We start from the raw sequence: 20,949 nt of genomic DNA on the forward strand, positions 1-20,949 counted from the left end.
CGGCGCTCGATCCTAGGGTGAGACGCATCACGCCGCCCGTGCTCGAGGCCGCCTTCCGGACTCGCGGGTAACCGGGCGTGGGATGAGAGGATGCGGCCATGACCACGGACGTCGACGCGCTGCTCACCCTCGACGCCGCCCACGTGTGGCACCCCTACGCGAGTGCCACGGCAGGAGTACCGCCCCACGTCGTCGAGTCCGCCTCCGGCGTGCGGCTGCGTCTCGTCGAGGCCGACGGAACGCGCCGCGACGTCATCGACGCGATGAGCTCGTGGTGGTGCGCCGTGCACGGCTACGGCGTGCCGGAGCTCGATGCGGCTGCCACGGGGCAGCTACAGCGCATGTCGCACGTCATGTTCGGCGGTTTGACGCACGAACCCGCGATCCGACTCGCCGAGCGCCTCGTCGCGATGGCGCCGCACCCACAGCCGGAACGTGCGGCGTTGAACCGAGTGTTCCTCGCCGATTCGGGCTCCGTCAGCGTCGAGGTGGCAATGAAGATGGCGCTGCAGTGCTTCGCCGCCGACGACCGGCCACGGCGTCGCATCCTCACCGTCCGCGGCGGCTACCACGGCGACACGTTGCACCCGATGAGCGTCTGCGACCCCGACGGCGGTATGCACACGCTCTGGCGCGGCACACTGCCCGAGCAGATCTTCGCTCCGCTGCCGCCCGCGCCCGCGGACCCGTCGTCCGGTCTCGACGCTGACGCGGGCGAGATGGCCGCGTGGAAGGACGAGACCGCGCGCTTGTTCGCCGAGCACGCCGACGACATCGCCGCCGTCATCCTCGAACCCCTGCTGCAGGGCGCCGGCGGCATGCGGATCCACGACCCGGAGTGCGTGCGATTCCTCGCCGAACTCGCCCGTGAGCACGGGGCGCTCGTCATCTTCGACGAGATCGCCACCGGTTTCGGACGCACCGGCACCCTCTGGGCGGCCGAACGCGTCGGCGTCACACCCGACATCATGTGCGTCGGCAAGGCGTTGACCGGTGGGTACCTGACCCTCGCCGCAACACTGTGCAGCGACGAGGTGGCCCAGCGCATCAGCGATCGCACGGGCGCTGTCATGCACGGCCCGACATTCATGGGTAACCCCCTCGCGTGCGCCGTCGCACTTGCGAGCCTCGACCTGCTCGACGCCGAACGCCTCACGCGCGCAGCACAGTTCGAGGGCGCCCTCGAGGCCGGGCTCGGCCCGCTGCGCAGCATCGCGGGTGTGAAGGACGTCCGCGTCATCGGTGCGGTCGGCGTCGTCGAGTTGGAGGGCGACGTCGACATGACGCGCGCTACTGAGGCGGCACTGGCCGAAGGCGTCTGGATCCGCCCGTTCCGTGGGCTCATCTACACGATGCCGCCGTACGTGTGCACCGACGATGATCTCGCGACGATCATGCGCGGCGTCACGGCCGCAGTGCGGGCGAGCGTCGACGCCGGCTGCCGAGCTAGCGAGGAGTCGCGATGAGCAGGCCTGACGGAATGGAGCCCGAAGCCTCGACGGACGGCGCAGCCGTGCCACGCGGGGGCCTTGACGCGGGCGCCTCAGCCCCAGCGGATGCGACCGTCCGCGGCGGTCAGGTCGATCAATACGCCGTCTTCCTGCGCGACGCCGCACAGCGCCGCGAAGAGCTGGGCCTCACCCGCACGGCCGTCGACGACCAGCTCGACGGCGTCCGCATCGACCTCGCCGGCAACGACTACCTCGCGCTGCGGCGACACCCTGACGTCATCGCCGCAGCCGTCGCCGCGCTCCAGGACGACGGTGCGGGCGCCGGTGCGAGCCGCCTCGTGACGGGCACGCATGCCTCGCACGTCACACTCGAACGCGAACTCGCCGCGCACCTGGGGCATGAGGCCGCACTCGTGTTCTCCACGGGCTACCACGCCAATCTCTCCCTCATGACGGCCCTCGGCACGGCTGACACGGTCATCATCAGCGACGCGCACAACCACGCGAGCCTCATCGACGGGATGAGGCTCGCGAAGGCGCGCGTCGCCGTCACTCCGCACCTCGACGTGGCCGCGGTCCGCGACGAGCTCGTCGAACGCACCGAGCCGCGCGCCGTCATCGTCGTCGAGTCGATCTTCTCGGTGCTCGGGGATGCTGCCCCGCTGCGCGAACTGCTCGACCTCGCGATCGAGCACGATGCGCTCCTGGTCGTCGACGAGGCACACGGCCTCGGAGTCATCGGCGAGCGGGGCGAAGGCCTTGTGCGGGCGCTCGGTCTGCTCGATCGCCCGGGCCGCGAGCGCATCATCACGACTGTGACGTTGTCGAAATCCCTCGCCGCCCAGGGCGGCGCGGTCCTCGGCTCGGCCGCGCTGCGCGAGCATCTCGTCAACACGGCACGCCCGTTCATCTTCGACACCGGCCTGGCTCCCGCGTCAGCCGGAGCCGCGCTGGGTGCTCTGCGCCAGCTCGTCGCGCGACCCGAACTCGCCGCACGCACCCGAGAGGTCGCAGCACGACTGGCCGACATCGTCGGCGTCGAGGCGCCTGCGGGCGCCGTCCTCAGCGTTCCCATGCCGTCACCGCGCAGTGCCGTGTCCGCCGTCGACGCTGCCCGACGAGAGGGCCTGCGCATCGGCTGCTTCCGCCCACCGAGCACACCCGACGGCATCTCGCGCCTACGCCTGACGGCCAACGCCGGTATCACTGACGACGACCTCGCAGACGTCGAACGCATCATGCACGGCGTGCTTCGCGAGACGTCGCACGAACGAGCCGGCAGCTCGGAGTCGCCGCGACCTGCTGCCGGCCCGCCCGCTTCCCCACCTCTCGAGGAGATCGCATGACCGCGCCCATCCTGCTCGTCACCGGCACCGACACCGAGGTCGGCAAGACGGTGACGACGGCCGCCATCGCCGCGGCTCTCATCGCTCAGGGCATGCACGTGGCCGTCGTCAAACCCACGCAGACGGGTCTCGCGCCGGGCGAGGCCGGCGACGTCGACGAGGTGGCGCGTCTTGTCGGTGATCTGGGTGGCGACGACGCGGCCACGGGCTCGCTCACGACGCACGAGTTCGTCCGGCTGCCCGACCCGCTCGCCCCCGATTCCGCAGCTCGGCTGGCCCAGGTGACGCTGCCGACGGTCGCCGAGCACGCTCGTCGCGTCCTCGAGATCGCCGAGAGGGACGACGTCGACACCGTCATCGTCGAAGGTGCCGGGGGGCTGCTCGTGCACCTCGACGGCGAGGGCAACACCCTGGCCGACCTTGGAATCGCGTTGCGCGACGCCGGCGCTCGCGCCGGTTTCGTCCTCGTCGTCGCCTCGCGCCTGGGCACCCTCAACGTCACGGCGCTGACCGCCGAGGCCCTCGCTCGCCGCGAGCTCGACCTCATCGGGTACGTCGTCGGCAGCTACCCGAGCGAGCCCGATCTCGCCGAGCGCACCAACATCGACGACCTGCCCACCGCGGCCGGCGCCCAGCCCCTCGGCCGCATCCCGACCGGCGCGGCTAGCCTGGAGCCTGCCGAATTCCGCACGCACGCAACAGAATGGGTGCATCTGTGATGTTCCGAACCGACGGCCGTCTCGCTGACGGCCGCACGATCCGCTGGTACGACCGCACCGCGGGCCGTGAGCCGAGCCCCGACACCCGCGACCTGCCGACGACGACCCCGATGTCGCAGATCCGTCGCGATCCCCTGACCGGCGAACGGATCGTGCTCGCCGCGCACCGGCAGAACCGCACGTTCATGCCGCCCGCCGACGAGTGCCCCCTGTGCCCCAGTCGCGACGGATACGCGAGCGAGGTGCCGTCCGACTCGTACGAGGTCGTCGTGTTCGACAACCGCTTCCCGGCACTGTCGGACGCGGTCGTCGACGTCCCGACCGAGGACGACCCGCTGTTCGCCTCGGCTCCCGCGCACGGCGCGTGCGAGGTGGTGTGCTTCAGCGAACGACACGACGCGTCGTTCAAGGATCTCGGCCTCGAGCAGGCGCGCCTCGTCGTCGACGCGTGGGCCGACCGCACGCGCGAACTGTCCGCGCGCGACAGCGTCGAGTACGTCTATCCGTTCGAGAACCGCGGCGTCGAGATCGGGGTGACGCTGCCACACCCGCACGGGCAGATCTACGCGTTCGGGTTCGTGCCGCCACGCGCGGCGACGGAGTTGGCGCGCGCCCGCGCCCACCATGACGCGACGGGGCGCAACCTGTTCGGCGACGTCATCGCCCGCGAACTCGCCGACGGCGCCCGCATCGTCGCCGAGAACGACACCTGGGTGGCGTTCGTGCCGTTCGCGGCGCGCTGGCCCGTCGAGGTGCACCTGTATCCGCGGACGCAGGTGGCCGACCTTGCGGCCCTCGACGACGCCCAGCGCGACGGGCTCGCGGCGCTGTACCGCGACGTCCTCACCCGCTTCGATGCCCTCTACGACGCGCCGCTGCCGTACATCTCGGCGTGGCAGCAGGCGCCGGCCAAGGCCGATCACCCGGACCGCGAGCTCGCGTGGCTGCACGTCGAGCTGTTCTCTATTCGTCGCAGCGCCGACAAGCTGAAGTACCTCGCCGGCACCGAGTCGGGGCAGGGTACGTTTAGCAACGACGTCTCCCCCGAAGCTGTCGCACAGCGCCTGCGTGAGGTGGCAGACGCGTTCGACGGCGGCTCAGGCCGCGAAGTGGGTGAGTCGTCATGACGACGCCGACCTCGACGCAGCGTCGCCTGCTCGACGACGCGAGCTCCCTGTTCGATCGCGAGTTCGGCTCGGACGCAGGCGAACCCGACGGTGCGTGGTGGGCGCCGGGCCGCGTCAACATCATCGGTGAGCACACCGATTACAACGGTGGTTACGTCCTACCCATCGCCCTGCCGACGGGTACGGTTGCCGTCGCACGTCGGCGCGACGACGATCTCGTGCGCCTCGCCTCTGAAGGCAAGCGTGTCGAGGTGCGTCTCGGCGAGGTGTCGCGGGAGGCGGGCCTCGGATGGGCGTCCTACGCCGCCGGCGTGGGATGGGCCGCCCGTCGCGACGGCCTCGACGTGCCGGGGCTCGACATCGCGTTCGCGGCCGACGTACCGCGCGGCGCCGGGTTGTCGTCGTCGGCGTCCTTGAGTTGTGCGACGGCGTCGGCGTGGAACGACCTCGCCGGCTGGGGGCTCGACGGGTCGGGCATCGCCAGGCTCGGGCGCCTCGCCGAGAACGAGATCGCGGGAGCACCGACCGGAACGATGGATCAGCTCGCGTCCGTGCTCTGCGAACCGGGGAACGCGCTGCGACTCGACACGCTGACGAACGAGACGATGCAGGTGCCGTTCGACCTCGCCGACGCGGGCCTCGCGCTGCTCGTCGTCAACTCGCACGCGCCGCACGAGCTCGTCGACGGTGCGTACGGCGAGCGCCGCCGCGCGTGTGAGGAGGCCGCCGACGCCCTGGGCATCGCCCGCGGGCGACTGTGCGCCGAGATCGACGGACGCGACGTCGACGCCGTCGATGCGCGTCTCGCCGGGCTGCCCGACGTGCCGCGCCGCCGCGCGCGCCACGTCATCACCGACTCCGCGCGGGTCCTCGCCGTCGACGCTCTCCTGACCGGTGGCGTGACGCGGGACAAAGCGCCTGACGTCGGGGCGCTGCTCACGGCGTCACACGTCAGCATGCGCGACGATTTCGAGATCACCGTCCCGGCCGTCGACACGCTCGCCGCCGCACTCGTCGCCGGTGGCGCGTACGGCGCACGCATGACGGGCGGGGGTTTCGGCGGGTGCGTCATCGCGCTCGTCGACGTCGAAGGCGTCGATGATGCCGTCGCGGCCGCTCGACGCGCGGCGCACGACGGCGGCTTCCCCGAGCCGGAGCCCTTCGTCGCGCTTGCGAGCGCGGGGGCGCATCGGCTCGTCTGAGCGACCTGGTCGCAGTGACTCGACGATCGGCGGTCCGGGCTGATCGACGGGTGTCACAGGTGCTACCGGTCGCGCCCGTCTCGAACGCAGTTCTCCAGGCTCGGCGCACACCGAACGGTGGGTGCCAGCCTCGCGGCGTCAACCGGCGGTGTGCTGAGCGATGGTGTCGAGCCCGTCCACCGAATCCTGAGGCATCTCGGGGCCGGCGTAGGCGAGGCCTGTCGGCGCCTCATGCGCGAGGCGCCGAAGCACCGCGGACAAGATGCGATTCCCGGCCGGCCCGGAACCGCGCGGTGGTCAGCGTCACGTGATTGGCTGGGAACGTCACCGAGCGAGGCCGGACGGCCTCACCGCGACCGAAGGAGTCGTCATGCCAACCCGCACCACGAACTGGCCCGCCGGCACGCCCAACTGGGTCGACTGCAGCTTCGACCACATGCACCGAGCGAAGGATTTCTACGCCAAGCTGTTCGGCTGGGAGATCCGCGAGGGCGGTGACGACATGGGCGGCTATGCCGTCGCGCTCAAGCATCACCACGCTGCTGCCGGGCTGGCGCCGCGCATGCAGCCCGACGTTCCGAGCGTGTGGTCCACGTTCTTCGCGAGCGACGACGTCGACGCGACCGCTGGCGCCATCCGCGACGCCGGCGGCCGCACGCTCGTCGAGCCGATGGACGTGCCGAACACGGGACGTATGGCGTTCTTCCTGGATCCCGAGGGGGCCGCGTTCGGTGTCTGGCAGGGCGGCGAGCACCCCGGGTTCGGCATCTTCAACGAGCCTGGTTCCGTGGGCTGGAACGACCTCATGACGCGCGACCTCGAGGGCGCGAAGTCGTTCTACGGCAAGGTTTTCGGCTTCTCCTACGAGGAGATGGGCACCGACTACGTCACGATCAAGCGCGCGAGCGACGGCGAGGTCGTCGCGGGCATGCACCTCGCGACGCAGCTGCCCGACGACGTGCCCGCGAACTGGTTGACGCACTTCGTCGTCGCCGACCGCGACTCCACCGTCGCCATCGTCGAAGAGCTCGACGGCGAGGTGCTCATGAGCTTCGACACCCCGTTCGGGCCGGAGGCGACGATTCGCGGGCCCGAGGGTGAGACGTTCAACGTCATCGCCTTCGACACCGAGGCGGAGAACGAAGCCGAGAACGATCGAGACGCCGAGTGACGAGCAGGTGAGGTGAGCCGGTCCTGACCCAGGAAAATCCCGGGTACTTGTCAGGTCTGCCGGTTCCGGACGAGAGCCTTCTCCTAAGTGGAAGCGGTTAGCTGTGGGGACACTGCTTCATTCCACGCGAAGGACCATCATGACGAGCTCCACGCCCGCGAATTCCTCAGCCGCGACGGCACCCACTCGTACGTTCGCAGCACTCGTCGGCGTCGCGTCGCTCGCCGTGCTGCTGCAGGGCCTGTGGGCCGGATTGTTCATGTCGACGCCCGACACCGACCCTGAGAAGACGCCCTGGCTCGAGGTCCATTCGTGGTGCGGGAAGGCCGCCATCGGGTTCGCGCTCCTCGCCACGGTGTGGGCCTTCCTGAAGCTGCGTGAACGCACCGACCTGACCTTCGGTGCGCTGGCGTTGACGGTGCTGTTGATCCTCGAGGCCTATCTCGGGGGGCTCATCGTGGACGAGGGCAAGGACGTCATGGCCGCCGTCCATGTCCCGCTGGCGATGGCGCTCATGGGCCTGGCGGTGTGGCTCCCGCTGCGGGCCCGAAAGCGCTGACTCCACCGTGAGGACGAGCCTCGGATGCGACACGCGTCCGGGGCTCGTCGTTTGGAACAATGGGTGCATGCACAGCCTCGCCGACACCCAGCCCGCCATCGCCCTCGGAGCCCTCGACGGCCGCTACCGCGGCGCCGTCGCCCCGCTCGTCGACCACCTGTCGGAGGCCGCGCTCAACCGGATGCGCGTCCACGTCGAGGTCGAGTGGCTCATCCACCTCACCGACGCCGGCATCCTCGACGGCGTGCGCGCGCTGGACGACGGCGAGAAGGAGGCGCTGCGCGACGTCGTCGAGGAGTTCGACGGTGACGACATCGCCGAACTCGCCGAGATCGAGCGCGAGACGGTGCACGACGTCAAGGCAGTCGAGTACTACCTCAAGCGCCGCCTCACGCAGATCGTGGCCGACGCGGGCCACGACGACGCCGAGCAGCTCTCGGAACTCATCCACTTCTGCTGCACGAGCGAGGACATCAACAACCTCAGCTACGCCCTCATGGTGCAGCGTGCGACGCGGCAGGTGTGGCTGCCGAAGGCGACGACGCTGGCCGAGCAGGTCGCGACGATGGCCCGCGACATGCGGGACGTGCCGCTGCTCGCGCACACGCACGGCCAGCCGGCGACGCCGACGACCATGGGCAAGGAATTCGCCGTGCTCGCGCACCGCCTCGGCCGGCAGCTGCGCCGCATCGAGGCCCAGGAGTTCCTCGGCAAGCTCAACGGCGCCACCGGCACGTTCGGCGCGCACACCGCCGCCGTGCCGAGCGCCGACTGGCCGGCGCTGAGCCAGAGCTTCGTCGAGGGCCTGGGCCTCACGTGGAACCCGCTCACGACGCAGATCGAGAGCCACGACTGGCAGGCCGAGCTGTACGCCGACATGGCGCGCTTCAACCGCATCCTGCACAACCTGTGCACCGACGTGTGGACCTACATCTCGATGGGCTACTTCGCGCAGGTGCGCGGCCAGGGCACCGTCGGATCGTCGACGATGCCGCACAAGGTGAACCCGATCCGCTTCGAGAACGCGGAGGCGAACCTCGAGGTCAGCTCGGCGCTGCTCGACGTCCTCGGCTCGACCCTCGTCACGTCGCGTCTGCAGCGCGACCTCACGGATTCCTCGATGCAGCGCAACATCGGCACCGCATTCGGGCACTCGGTGCTGGCCATGGACAACGTCGCGCGGGGCCTCGGCGGTCTCGACCCCGTGCCGGGCGCCATGGCCAAGGACCTCGAAGCCAACTGGGAGGTGCTCGGCGAGCCGATCCAGACGGCGATGCGCGCGCTCGGCGCCCAGGGCGTGCCCGGGATGGAGCAGCCCTACGAGCGCCTCAAGGAACTGACGCGCGGACGCCGCATCACCGGCGACGACCTGCGCGAGTTCGTGCGCGGCCTCGGCCTGCCCGCCGACGTCGAAGCACGCTTCGTCGAGATGACGCCCGCGACGTACGTCGGTATCGCTCCGCAGCTGGTCGACTTCCTCGAGGTCTGACGCCCAGCGGATCATTTCGACGCCTGACGTGCACTGGCCTGCGATGAACGCTCGTGCGCCCTTGGCGATCTGCTGAAGCCCGCGGCTGCCTCGCTGAGAGCTGACATCCTGCATGGTGGGGTCTCAGCTCTCAACGCGGCTGTTGGGGGCTGAAATCCCGCATCGCCGAATCACAGCTCTCAGCCGGCGCCGGACTCATCCCGCCCGGTAGCCCCCGGCGATCTCCCGCTGCGGGAAGTGCACCGTCCATTCCGCGCTCCGCCGCACACGTCGACCCCGGTCGGTGAGCAGCCATGCGATCTGGTCGATCGTCCCGGCCGGGTCGCGCAGGATGCCTCGGGACACGACGCTGACGATCGTCCAACCCTCGCGCCGCAGCGGGTCGTTGCGTCGGACAGCCGCTTGCTTCTGCGCCTCGGAGTCGAAGTGGTGCGCACCGTCGTACTCGATGGCGATGCGCTCTTGGGGTAGGCGGGGTCGAAGCGGAACGTGCGACCATCTGCCGACACGGTCACCTGAACCTCGGGCGTTGGCAGCCCGGCGAGCACGAGAAGCACTCGCAGCCTCGTCTCCATCGGCGACTCGGCGCCCGGCTGAGCGAGGCCCCCGGAGCCGCCCTCAGAGCCGAAATCTCGCAATGCGGAGTTTCAGACCCCACCAGATGCGTTGAGGGCCGAAACTCTGGACTGCAGAGTTTCGGCCCTCGACGTCAGGACGGGACGCCGCCCCTCAGATCATCAGATCGTGACGTCGCCCTTGGCGGTCGCGAACGTCACCGACAGCACCGACGGGGTGCCGTGCGGCGCGACGAACCGGAAGTCGATGTCGGGCTCCCAGTCCTCGCGGTCGACGCCGGGTTCGCCCGTCAGGCCGAGCCATTCGCGCACTCGCTCGGGCGCGCCGGCGAGCATTATGCCCTTGAGCGCGACGTCCGTGGCGCCGTCCTTCGACGGGTGCTGTGCGGGGTCGTCCCAGTGGATGAAGTACGGCAGCTGCGGGTCGACGACGAGGTCGCTGACGCCGATCTGCTGCCACGTGATCTCCGCACCGTCGGGGCGGTGACGGCGACCTTCCGTGGTGGGGCGGCCGAGCTTGGCGACGGGGCCGCTCATGTCGTCGAGTTCGACGACCCAGCCGACCCAACCGCCGCCGTTGGCGGAGCGAGCCTTGACGGCCTGACCGAACGGCATCTTGTCGACGCTCGGGTGCTCCAGCGCTTCGACGACCTCGACGAAACGCCCCTGCCTCAGCGGCAGGATCATGTTGCGCGTCCCGAAGCGCGGGTGCACGCCGCCGTCACGCACTTCAATGCCGAGCTGCTGCGAGAGGCGCTCGGCTGTGGCCTGCAGGCCGTCATTCTCGGCCGCATACATCACGTGGTCAATCCGCATGGAGACACTGTGCCACGTCACCCAACACAGCTTGTAATCAGGGTCACGTCTCGGCGACGCGGGGCCGCGTCACCGGCTGGCGCCCCGGTGCGGACGGGTGGCGGGGGGCACCTCGCTCGCGGCGCCGGGTCACCTGAGTGCGTCGGGTGGCCGCTCGTCAGCCCCGCACGCCGCGCTGTCGCATGGCTTCGTAGAGCACGATGGCGGCGCTCGTCGCGACGTTGAGCGAGTTGACCTGCCCGACCATCGGGATGCGGACGCGGGACGTCGCGGCGCCCAGCATCTCGTCGGTGAGGCCGTACTTCTCGGTGCCGACAGCGACGGCGACGGGCCCGGACAGGTCGATGTCGGTGTGCATGACGTCGGTGTCGGGTGTCGTCGCGATGAGGGGGATGTCGTTGTCGCGCAACCATTCCAGCGTCTCTGACGTGGGTGCCGCCGCAACCGGCACGCTGAAGACGGTGCCCTTCGAGCCGCGGACGACGTTGGGGTTGCCCCAGTCGGTGACAGGGTCGGCCGCGATGACACCGTCGACGCCCACCGCGTCAGCCGTGCGCAGCATCGCGCCCAGGTTTCCGGGCTTCTCGACGCCCTCGGCGACGAGCAGCAGCGGGTTGGCGGGCAGGTCGAGCATGCGCGGATGGGCGTTGACGCTCGGCACGACGGCGAGGAACCCGTCCGGCCCCTCGCGATACGCGACGCGTTCGAAAGCCTGACGCGCGACGGTGACGATCTCCGCGCCCGCAGTGCGCGCCGCGTCGATGACGTCGTGCTGCCGCGCCGCGTCGAGCATCAACTCGTCACAGACGTAGAGCGTCTGTGGGCGGACGCCGACGTCGAGCGCCAGACCCAGTTCGTCGTACCCCTCGACGAGCGTCAGGCCCTCGGTCTCGCGCGTGCGGCGCTTGCGCAGGCCGACGAGGCCCTTGAGGCGCGGGTTCGTCGCGGACGTCAGGTGAAGATCAGGCACGCCCCATCATCCCAAATCGACGCGCCTCACGCGAAGGTGGACGCCGTGCGCAGATGGGTACGGGAATCGCGAATGTGGACGTCAATCGCAGAAGGGGGTCAGATGAGCGAGCGCAGGACGAGGGCGGCGCCGTCGTCGTCGATGGGAGCGGTGACCTCGTCGGCGGCGGCCTTCACCTCGTCGGGCGCCTGGCCCATGGCGACGCCGCGCGCGGCCCATTCGAGCATCTCGACGTCGTTGCGCTGGTCGCCGACGGCCACCGTGTTCGCTGGTTCCACGCACAGTTTGCGCCGCACCTGCTCGAGCGCGGACGCCTTCGTCACGCCCTCGGGGTTGATGTCCATCCAGGCCGTGAACCCGACGGCGTAGTTGACCTGGTGCAGGCCGACGCGTTCGGCGAGGTCGAGGAAGTCCTCGCTCGTGCCGGTCGGCGAGCGGAACGTCACGCGCGTGACGGGCTCCGTCATCAGCTCCTCCCACGGCACGACGACCTGTTCGCCGTCGAGTTCACCGTCGGGGAACGGCGCCGTCACCTTGAACACGTCACCCGATTCGACGGCGATGACGGCGTCCTCCCACTGTCCGCGCAGCATCTGCAGCGCCGGCGTCGGGTCGAACGTGACGCGTTCGATCGTCTCGAACCCGTCGGGTAGTGAGCTGTCGAGACGCAGCGTGATCGCGCCGTTAGAGCACACCGCGTAGCCGGACGAGAGGCCGAGCATGTCGATGATCGGCTTCGTCGCGATCACCGCACGCCCTGTCGACAGCACGACCTGATGCCCCGCCTCGACACAGGCGCGCACGGCGTCGCGCGTGACGTCGTGCATCGTGCCGTCGTACTGCAGCAGGGTGCCATCGATGTCGAGGCACACCATGAGCGGCGGCCACTCCTTGCCATCCGGCTGCGACGAAACCGCCGAACCGGTCGACGGGGGCGGCGCGCAGGTGTCAGAGACAGTCACGTACCCACCCTAGGCGCAACGGCCCTCCTCGCGGCGACCATCCGTCGCGGGACGTACACGGCCGGGGTCCAGCCGCGTCCGACAGGGAGTCGACGCAGCGTCACCACCGCGTCGACGAGGCCGGCCCACCCCGTCTTGGGCGAGCCGGCCTCGTCAGGTGCGTGCCGTTGAGCGTGTCAGTAGGTCTGCTGACCCCACGGCTGCTGCGGGCCCTGCCCGTTGTTCTGCACGTTCGACGTGTTGTGCGCCGACGGGTTCGTCGCGTCCGCCTTGCGCGATTGCAGAAACGCGACGACGCCGACGGCGATCGCGATGAGGCCGGAGAGCAGCGTCAACCAGACGCCGGCACCGATCGTCGCGGTGTATCCGGCGGCCGCACCATTCGAACTCACGGCGCTCGACGCGGACGGGAACTGGACGATGCCGAGGATGAGGATGACGAGTCCGATCGCCGCGGTCACGAGGCCCGCCACCTTGGCGTTGAGCTTGCCCAGCAAGGCGAGCACCCCGGCGGCGACGAGGCCGAGGGCGAGGATCGCGACGAAGATGCCCGCCGTGTTCTTCGACCCACCGAGCGCGGAGTTCGCGGTGTTGCTGTTGCCGCCGATGCCGTTGAGTGCCACCGACTCGCTGCCGGCCTTGAACGTCACCCACGCCACGAACGGCGCGATCAGCCCGAGCAGCGCGGGCACGAACGGCCCGAACTTCGCGACAGGCGAGGCGGTCGACGTTGCGTGCGACGCGCCGACGCCGGTCGCCGTCGCCGCGCCCGTCTGCCCGACGCCCGGTGCGAACGACTGACCGTACGGCGCCGACGTGTAGTGCTGCTGGTTCGACACCGCCGCACTCTGCGAGGACGGGTAACCGCCCTGCGGTGACGACGCATAGCCGCCCTGCGGGTTGTTCGACGGATAGCCGCCCTGCGGGTTGTTCGACGGATAGCCGCCCTGCGGGTTGTTCGACGGATAGCCGCCCTGCGGGTTGTTCGACGGGTAACCGCCCTGCGGGTTGTTCGACGGGTAACCGCCTTGCGGAGACGACGGGTAGCCGCCCTGGGGCGCGGACGGGTAGCCGCCCTGGGGCGGGGACGAGGGGTAGCCGCCCTGGGGCGCGGACGGGTAGCCGCCCTGCGGGGACGACGGGTAGCCGCCCTGCGGCGCCGACGGATAACCGCTCTGCGGAGCGGCCGGGTAACCGCCCTGGCCGTACGACGGACCCGCCGGGTTCTGGCCCCCGGGGTATTGCCCGTATCCGCCCTGGTCGTACCCGCCCTGGCCGTACCCAGGCTGGCCACCGCCCTGCGGCCCGGCATAGCCGACCCCCGGCGCACTCGGGTATGCCTGCGACGGGGCGTTCTGCTGCCCACCCTGACTCGACGGGGCCCATGCCGGCTGAGCCGGCGCATTCGAGCGTGGGGCGACGCGCGTCGCGTCACTGCCGATCGCCTGCGTGTGGTCGTCGGAGACAGCCGTGTCCTTGGACATCGAGACTCCCGCGTCCGACGACGCGGCCCCGGCGGGGGTGGAACCCGCAGGCGTCGCGCCGGCGCCGGTGCCACCCGCGACGTGGGTGGCCTGCTCGTTGTTGTCTGCGCTCCAGGTCGAGCCCTGGCCGGACTCGTCGTTGGTCGACATGCCCCTCTCCTTCATGATTCGAGGTACGAAAAAACTTGCTCCCAATGTACGTGCCGCGGCGCCATCCACGGCCCGGTCGCCGCGCGACAGTGGACGGCAGAGTCGTCAGGCCCCGAGCTTGAACGCCTCGCGGTAGGACAGGCGCCCACCGGTGCGCATGATGCTGCGCTCATACAGCCGCGTCGCGAGACGGGTGATGACGTACGCCGCGACGATCGCGATGCCGATGGCGAGGATCGGCTCCCACCATGCGGCGCTGCCGTCCATGATGCGTGCCGGCATCGTCACGGTCGAGACGACCGGAACGTACGAGGCGACGACCTGGGCCGTGCCGCTGAGCGACATGCCGACGACGAGCACGAGGACGACGAGCATGACGACGGGCTGCGACGTCGACTGCACGTCCTCGCTGCGTGAGGCGAGCGCGCCGGCGACGGCGAACATGCAGGCGACGACGAAGAATCCGACGAGGAAGAACAGCAGGAACCATCCGGAGGCGCCCGCGACGGTGCCGACGAAGGCGCTCCACTTGGTCTGGCTCAACCCGATGAGTGCGACCGCGGCGAGCAACGTCACCTGAGCGATGGCGAGCAGCGCGTTGCCGATGATCTTTCCGGCGAGGAGGTGGCGCAGCGGCACGGCGCTCGCGAGGATCTCGACGATGCGTGACTGCTTCTCTTCGACGACGCTCTGCGCGATCGGCATGCCGAACATGAACGCGACGAAGTAGAACAGGAACGCGAAGACGAGTGACACCACCTTCGCGAGCCCGGCGCGGTCGGCGTCGGAGCTGAGCGTCGACGGCGCCACGGCGCCGCCCTTCGTCAGCGACGACAGCTCGACGCCCTGCGATGCCGCGTTCGACGCGAGCGTCAGTTGTGCGGCGCTCGTCGTCACGTTCTTCTTCAACCCGTCGTCGATGTTCTTGTCGCCGACGAGTTGCCAGCCGCCGTTGGTGCGCAGCAGTGCGGCGTCGGCGTCGCCCTTCGTGACGGCGGCGCGGGCTGCGGCATCGTCGGGGAAGGCCGTGCTCGTGTACTCGACCTTCGCGCCGCCGTCCTTCGCACTCGTCGCAGCGCCGTCGATGACCTGCTTCGCCGACGGCCCGGAGGCGCCCTTCGTGTCGACGATCGCGACCTTCTGCGTGTCCGTCTTGCCGGCGATCCACACCTGGACGGCGAACGTGCCGATCACCATGGCGAGGGTGACGCCGAGGCCGACGAGGAAGTTCTTGTCGCGCGCCTTGACGGCGATCTCGCGCAGGGCGACGATCTGCCACGCCGGACGCGAATCACGCTGAGCTGTCTGGACGTTCATCACGCCACCTCCCGGTAGATGTCGGCGAGCTGGGGCAGGACCTCGGCGTATTCGCGGATGCTCGCGCGTGTCATGACGGTGCGCAGCAACTCGTCGGACGCCCTCTCGCGGCCCTCGGCGTCGTCGGGCAGTTCGAGCAGCGCCCGCGGGCCGTCGACGTCGACGACACCGATGCCGAGACGGTCGGCGACATCACGCACCCACCCGGCGTCGGAGTCGAGGACGAGGCGGTGACGGACGCGTCCGCTGCGGCGCAGCTGCGCGGCCGTGCCCTGCGCGGCGACGCGGCCGCCCGCGAGGAAGACGAGGCTGTCGCAGAGGCGTTCGACGAGGTCGAGCTGGTGGCTGCTGAACAGCACGGGCACGCCGCGCGAGGTGAACTCGCGCAGCAGGTCGGCCATCGCGTCGACGGCGCGCGGATCGAGGCCGCTGAACGGCTCGTCGAGGATGAGCGCGTCCGGCTCGGCGATGACGGACGCCGCGATCTGCACGCGCTGCTGGTTGCCGAGCGACAGCGCTTCGAGCTTGTCCTTCGCTCGGTCGCCGAGGCCGAACCGTTCGAGCAGTTCGAGCCCGCGGGCACGCGCCGCAGCGGGTGCGACGCCGCGCAGCTGGGCGAGGTAGACGAGCTGGTCGATGAGGGGCTGCTTCGGGTACAGCCCCCGCTCCTCGGGCATGTATCCGATGCGCCGGCGATGTTCGCGCGTCATCGGCTCGCCGTTCCACAACGCCTCACCGGCGCTGGGCTCGAGCACGCCCATGATCATCCGCATCGTCGTGGTCTTGCCGGCGCCGTTGCCGCCGATGAAACCAGTCATCTGCCCGTCGGCGACCTCGAACGACACGTCGTCGACGGCCGTCTTGTCACCGAACCTGCGGGTCAGGCCTCTGGCTTCCAACATGTTCCGCTCCCTCGTCATGTTCGATCGTTCCTTCAGCCTTCCGCGTCGGCCGCCGCGCCGGATCCGGCGCGCGACGGATCTTCGCGCCTCCCCCTCGCGACGGAGCTGTCAGTCGCCGACGCGCACCAGGCCCGTCTCATAGGCCGCGACGACGGCCTGCACCCGATCGCGCAGACCGAGCTTCATCAGCACGTTCGACACGTGTGTCTTGACGGTGGCCTCACCGACGAACAGCGCCGCCGCGATCTCCGCGTTGGACAGCCCACGCCCGAGCAGACCCAGCACCTCCCGTTCGCGCGGGGTGAGGTCATCGAGACGGCCGCCGTCGCCCGTCCTCCTCGGGGGCAGCGAGGGCGTCGAGTGGGCCGATGAGGCCGAGGGCCAGGCCGACGTCGTCGGTCCGACGTTGCCCGGGCCGTCGTCAGCGGCCCGGGCGGCACCGGCGGCCTCGGAGCCCGCACCGAGCGACCCGTCCTGCACGCGTCGTTCGATGACGCGGCGCGTCACCTCCGGGGCGAGCAGGGCATGTCCGTGCCCGACAGCGCGCACGGCGTCGGCGAGGTCGTCCGCGTCGGCGTTCTTGAGCAAGAAGCCGCTCGCGCCCGCGTCGAGCGCGCTGAAGAGGTAGTCGTCGCGATCGAACGTCGTGAGGATGACGACGCGCCCGAGCCCCTCGTCGACGAACCGTCGCGTGGCCTCGATGCCGTCCATGACGGGCATCTGCACGTCCATCAAGGTGACGTCGGGCCGCACCTCGCGGGCCACGTCCAGCGCCTGCGCCCCGTTCGTCGCGGTGGCGACGACGTCGATGTCGTCCTCCACGGACAGGATGAGCGAGAATCCACTGCTCACCATCTTCTGGTCATCGACGATGACGACCTTGAGCGCGTCCATCAGGCCCATCTTCCTGTCGTTCGCTGCCTCTGTCGGCCTCTCGCTGCGGCCCCGGTCATGAGCGCCCGCCGTCGTCGCCTCGCGCGTCGGGTAGCGGCAGCCTGACGCGCACGCGGTACCCACCGGTCAGCCGGGGGCCGATCTCGGCGCTGCCGCGATGAGCCGTCACGCGTTCACGCATGCCGAGCAGTCCCATGCCGCTGCCCGAGGTGCCCTGCCGTGGGCGCCCCTCGTCGAGGATCTCGACCTCTGCGTAGCGCGCCGCACCGGCCCCTTCCTCGCCGCCGCCACTGCGCACCGTGACGGACGCGGACGTCGCCGTCGAGTGGCGCCGGATGTTGGCCAGCGCCTCCTGCACGGTGCGGTAGAGGCTGTGCTGGACGCTGCCGGGCACGTCGACGTCACCGATGAGGTTGCGCAGTTCGACGTCGAACCCGGGCGAGGTGACCTCTTCGACCAGTCGCGGCAGATCATCCAACCCAGGTTCGGGACGACGGTGCGTCGCGTCCAGCGCAACGCCCGTCTCGCGCTCGTTCCTCGTCGCGAGCGAACCGTCCGATGACGCGGCGACCGCCAGATCAGCCGACACCACCCCGCCGCCAGGCGGCAGACGGCCCGGCCCGGACGATGCGCCGTCCCCGGTTCGCAGGGTGCCGAGCAGGCTGCGCATCTGCGTGACGGCGTCGCGCGAGGAGGTCTCGACGTTCGTCAGCGACGTGGCCGCGAGCGACAGGTCCTTCGTCATGAGCTTGCGTGCGGCCGCGGCCTGCACGCCGATCGCGGCGACGTGGTGGGCGACGACGTCGTGCAGTTCGCGGGCGATGCGCAGCCGTTCGTCGACGACGGCGCGTTCGGTGAGCTGAGCCGACTGCTCCTCGATCGTGCGTGCCTGATCCTCGGCGCGGGCTCGGGCGCGAGCTCCACGCCACGAGTTCGCGCCCGTTGCGACAGCGGTGACGAAGAACAGGACGTTCATCATGACGCTCGTGAGCACCGCTCCTGTGCCAGGCCCGAACAGCGCGTCATCGCGGGTGCCGCGGCCGTTTCCGTAGGCGTCGACGAGCGCGTCACGCCCCGACGCGACCGACAGCTGCACGGCCACCCACCCGAACATGAACACGACGACGGCGCTCGCCGCGACCATCGTCATCCGGCGATCGCGGCCCCAGGCGAGTGCGGTGAAGATGGAGAAGAAGTAGGCCGCTTGCATCGCGAGGTTGCCCATGACGACGTACTGCGCCATGCCGAACGCGAACATGTGCGCGGCGAGCAGCAGCATGACGGCGAGGGGGAAGCGTCGCCGCCACACGAGCGGCAGCATCCCGACGAGCGTCGCCGCGTAGAGCGCGGGCCGCCCCCAGGTGCCGCGCGGCAGACCCAACGCGCGCATCGCCTCGAGCTCGACGACGGCACCGAGCAGGAAGACGACGGCGATCACGACGTCGCGTCGCTGCCATCCGGGCGGCAACGGCCGCACCCAGTCGTCGTCCAGACCGAAGAACTCCCTCACGCCTGCGAGGGTAGACGCCGCCACCGACAGCCCGCCTCCCCCGCGCGACGGAGCGTCAGTTCGTCGCGAGCGACACGACGAGGTTGATGGCTGTCGCGACGACGCCGACGCCGAGCGCGTAGCTGAGCAGCGTGTGCTGCAGCACGATACGTCGTTACCCACCGGTTCTTCAGGTTCGTGTCGCTGATCTGGTACGTCATTCCGAGGTCGAACGCGACGTACGCGAAGTCGTAGTAGTCGGGTTCGCCGCCCTCGAAGTCGATGCCGTTGCCGGCCGGCGCCGGCCCGTAGTACTGACGGGCGTAACGCAGCATGTACGTGAGGTGCACGAGAAACCAGGACGCGACGACGCTCGCCGTCCCGAGCACGGCTTCGGCGGTGCCCGTCTTGTGCTTGCCCGCGAGGAGCAGCAACCCGACCCCCGCGAGGCTCGCCATCGTCGCGATGATGACGGTGGCGTCCGCTCCTGCGACGCTCGGATCCTCCTCGCGTGCGTACTCGGCGGCCTGCGTCGGGTTCATGCCACGCACGATCAGCCACGTCCACGCACTGACGACGATCGCGCCGGCCGTCCACCCCGTCATGACGTCGAACGCGATCGTCCGGTCGGCGACGGCGATCGCGACGAACGCCGCGAGCACACCGACGATCACGCTTACCACCAACCGAAACCCCGTGCGGCGCGTGAGGGCACGACGGTGGGCGGCGGCCCTCGGATGGTTCATACCGTCATTATCCCGCGCCCGCGTCATCCCGCGCCCGTGTCAGCGTGGGGTGCGTCGTCAACCGACCTCACCGTCAGGGCGTGTGTCGGCGCAACGTCCGCGCACCGATCGTGACGGCGCAGCCCGGCGCGCAGCTCACCGCCGGCAACGGCGCCCGCAACGGGGCGCCGTTCGAGTTGAGCTGAACGCGCGCCGGCGTCGACCGGGGCCCGACCCTGCACCGCAGAGTCGGGCCCCGCTCGAATCGACGAATCGTGATCGTCAGGCGATGACGGGCAGCACCTCGAGGCCGCCCATGTACTTTCGCAGCGCCTCGGGCACACGCACCGAGCCGTCAGCCTGCTGGTGCGTCTCGAGGATGGCGACGAGCCACCGCGTCGTCGCGAGGGTGCCGTTGAGCGTCGCGACCGAACGCGTCGCCCCGTCGGTGCGCTCGCGGATGTTGAGGCGGCGCGCCTGGAAAGTCGTGCAGTTCGACGTCGACGTCAGCTCGCGGTACGTGCCCTGCGTCGGCACCCAGGCCTCGCAGTCGAACTTGCGCGCGGCGGACGTACCGAGGTCACCGGCAGCGGTGTCGATGACGCGGTAGGACAGTTCGCACTTGGCCAGCATCTCCTCTTCCCACGCGAGCATGCGAGCGTGCTCCGCTTCGGCGTCCTCGATGCGGCAGTAGGAGAACATCTCAACCTTGTTGAACTGGTGCACGCGGATGATGCCGCGCGTGTCCTTGCCGTACGAACCGGCCTCGCGGCGGTAGCAGCTCGACCAGCCGGCGTAGCGAACGGGAGCATCGACGTTCACGATCTCGTCCGCGTGGTAGCCGGCGAGCGCGACCTCCGAGGTGCCCACGAGGTAGAGATTGTCCTCCTCCTGCACGCGGTAGATCTCGGCGTCGTGCGCGACGTCGAAGCCGGTGCCCTGCATCGTCTCCGGGCGCACGAGCGTCGGCGTGATCATCGGGGTGAAATCGTTCGCGATGGCCTGGTCGAGCGCCATCTGCAGCAGTGCCAGCTCGAGGCGCGCGCCGACGCCCTTGAGGAAGTAGAAACGCGAACCCGACACCTTCGTGCCGCGCTCCATGTCGATCGCGCCGATGAGCTCGCCGATCTCGAGGTGATCCTTCGGCTCGAAGTCGAACGTCGGGGCCTCACCGACCGTCTTGACGGTGACGAAGTCGTCCTCGCCGCCCGCCGGCACGCCGTCGAGGACGATGTTGGGGACGGTGCGCAGCAGCGCGTCGAACTGCTTGCCCGCCTCGTCGGCAGTGGCCTCGAGCTCCTTGACGCGGGCGCTCAAGGTCGCAGCGTTCTCGCGCGCGGCGTCGGCCTCGGCCTGCAGACGCGCGACCTCCGCGTCGTCACCGCTCTTCTTGGCCTTGTTGAGGGCACCCATCGCGGCGCCGACGCTCTTCGACACCTGCTTCTGCTCGGCGCGCACCTTCTCGTACTCGCCGAGCGAGCTGCGGCGCGTCGCGTCGAGCTCGAGAATGCGGTCGACGACGCCCTCGTCAGCGCCGCGAGCACGCTGGCTCGCGCGGACGGCGTCAGGGTTGTCACGAAGCAGTCGAATGTCGATCACCC

General features: G+C 70.0%; 19 protein-coding genes. 8 read left to right on the plus strand and 11 right to left on the minus strand.

Features of this window, described 5'->3' with window-relative positions; all coding sequences use genetic code 11:
- The first annotated feature begins 98 nt into the window (after positions 1-98).
- The 8 genes from ABH936_RS11520 (at position 99) to purB (ending at position 9,064) form a co-directional block, all read left to right on the plus strand.
- Complete coding sequence (locus ABH936_RS11520) at positions 99-1,466, plus strand: adenosylmethionine--8-amino-7-oxononanoate transaminase (RefSeq protein WP_165583732.1); 1,368 nt, start codon at positions 99-101, stop codon at positions 1,464-1,466.
- On the plus strand, positions 1,463-2,797 hold the full coding sequence (locus ABH936_RS11525) for an 8-amino-7-oxononanoate synthase (protein ID WP_242686768.1): 1,335 nt from the start codon (positions 1,463-1,465) through the stop codon (positions 2,795-2,797). The genes ABH936_RS11520 and ABH936_RS11525 overlap by 4 nt, the downstream gene beginning before the upstream one ends.
- The gene (gene bioD, locus ABH936_RS11530) at positions 2,794-3,516 is read left to right on the plus strand and encodes a dethiobiotin synthase (protein WP_038566593.1); all 723 of its coding nucleotides are present in this window, start codon (positions 2,794-2,796) and stop codon (positions 3,514-3,516) included. Before ABH936_RS11525 ends, bioD begins: the two co-directional genes overlap by 4 nt.
- Positions 3,516-4,643 carry a galactose-1-phosphate uridylyltransferase gene (gene galT / locus ABH936_RS11535; protein ID WP_404603328.1) on the plus strand — a complete coding sequence of 376 codons (1,128 nt, stop codon included), beginning with the start codon at positions 3,516-3,518 and terminating at the stop codon, positions 4,641-4,643. The genes bioD and galT overlap by 1 nt, the downstream gene beginning before the upstream one ends.
- Positions 4,640-5,845: a galactokinase gene (gene galK, locus ABH936_RS11540; protein ID WP_115296658.1), complete on the plus strand. Its 1,206-nt coding sequence runs from the start codon at positions 4,640-4,642 to the stop codon at positions 5,843-5,845. Before galT ends, galK begins: the two co-directional genes overlap by 4 nt.
- Before the next feature lie 370 nt (positions 5,846-6,215).
- Positions 6,216-7,016, plus strand: a complete 801-nt coding sequence (locus ABH936_RS11545; protein ID WP_404603312.1) for a VOC family protein — start codon at positions 6,216-6,218, stop codon at positions 7,014-7,016.
- 139 nt (positions 7,017-7,155) lie between these two features.
- The gene (locus ABH936_RS11550; RefSeq protein WP_038566585.1) at positions 7,156-7,575 is read left to right on the plus strand and encodes a hypothetical protein; all 420 of its coding nucleotides are present in this window, start codon (positions 7,156-7,158) and stop codon (positions 7,573-7,575) included.
- 67 nt (positions 7,576-7,642) lie between these two features.
- The gene (gene purB, locus ABH936_RS11555) at positions 7,643-9,064 is read left to right on the plus strand and encodes an adenylosuccinate lyase (RefSeq protein ID WP_404603313.1); all 1,422 of its coding nucleotides are present in this window, start codon (positions 7,643-7,645) and stop codon (positions 9,062-9,064) included.
- 195 nt (positions 9,065-9,259) lie between these two features.
- Here the strand turns inward: purB and ABH936_RS11560 are convergent, their stop codons facing one another.
- The 11 genes from ABH936_RS11560 to serS all read right to left on the minus strand — a co-directional run bounded on the left by ABH936_RS11560 (position 9,260) and on the right by serS (position 20,947).
- Positions 9,260-9,409 carry a hypothetical protein gene (locus ABH936_RS11560; RefSeq protein WP_404603314.1) on the minus strand — a complete coding sequence of 50 codons (150 nt, stop codon included), beginning with the start codon at positions 9,407-9,409 and terminating at the stop codon, positions 9,260-9,262.
- A gap of 392 nt (positions 9,410-9,801) precedes the next feature.
- Complete coding sequence (locus ABH936_RS11565) at positions 9,802-10,455, minus strand: VOC family protein (protein WP_404603315.1); 654 nt, start codon at positions 10,453-10,455, stop codon at positions 9,802-9,804.
- A 157-nt stretch (positions 10,456-10,612) separates the two neighbouring features.
- On the minus strand, positions 10,613-11,425 hold the full coding sequence (locus tag ABH936_RS11570; RefSeq protein ID WP_404603316.1) for a TrmH family RNA methyltransferase: 813 nt from the start codon (positions 11,423-11,425) through the stop codon (positions 10,613-10,615).
- 98 nt (positions 11,426-11,523) lie between these two features.
- Complete coding sequence (locus ABH936_RS11575) at positions 11,524-12,387, minus strand: HAD family hydrolase (protein WP_006947074.1); 864 nt, start codon at positions 12,385-12,387, stop codon at positions 11,524-11,526.
- A gap of 176 nt (positions 12,388-12,563) precedes the next feature.
- Complete coding sequence (locus ABH936_RS11580) at positions 12,564-14,021, minus strand: hypothetical protein (protein ID WP_404603317.1); 1,458 nt, start codon at positions 14,019-14,021, stop codon at positions 12,564-12,566.
- Between the two features lie 105 nt (positions 14,022-14,126).
- Complete coding sequence (locus ABH936_RS11585) at positions 14,127-15,338, minus strand: ABC transporter permease (protein ID WP_144693693.1); 1,212 nt, start codon at positions 15,336-15,338, stop codon at positions 14,127-14,129.
- Positions 15,338-16,240 (minus strand): ABC transporter ATP-binding protein, encoded by a 903-nt coding sequence (locus ABH936_RS11590; RefSeq protein ID WP_144693695.1) that lies wholly within the window; start codon positions 16,238-16,240, stop codon positions 15,338-15,340. The genes ABH936_RS11585 and ABH936_RS11590 overlap by 1 nt, the downstream gene beginning before the upstream one ends.
- 108 nt (positions 16,241-16,348) lie before the next feature.
- Positions 16,349-17,134: a response regulator transcription factor gene (locus tag ABH936_RS11595; protein ID WP_144693697.1), complete on the minus strand. Its 786-nt coding sequence runs from the start codon at positions 17,132-17,134 to the stop codon at positions 16,349-16,351.
- A gap of 55 nt (positions 17,135-17,189) precedes the next feature.
- Complete coding sequence (locus ABH936_RS11600) at positions 17,190-18,644, minus strand: sensor histidine kinase (RefSeq protein WP_260852882.1); 1,455 nt, start codon at positions 18,642-18,644, stop codon at positions 17,190-17,192.
- On the minus strand, positions 18,641-19,297 hold the full coding sequence (locus tag ABH936_RS11605; protein ID WP_404603318.1) for a DUF1345 domain-containing protein: 657 nt from the start codon (positions 19,295-19,297) through the stop codon (positions 18,641-18,643). The genes ABH936_RS11600 and ABH936_RS11605 overlap by 4 nt, the downstream gene beginning before the upstream one ends.
- Before the next feature lie 333 nt (positions 19,298-19,630).
- A complete protein-coding gene (gene serS, locus ABH936_RS11610; RefSeq protein ID WP_241725222.1) occupies positions 19,631-20,947 on the minus strand; it encodes a serine--tRNA ligase in 1,317 nt (438 codons plus the stop codon).
- Positions 20,948-20,949 lie beyond the last annotated feature (2 nt).

Origin of the sequence: Dermacoccus sp. GAS27A (genome assembly GCF_044909235.1) — a bacterium.
GTDB classification, from domain to species: domain Bacteria; phylum Actinomycetota; class Actinomycetes; order Actinomycetales; family Dermatophilaceae; genus Dermacoccus; species Dermacoccus nishinomiyaensis.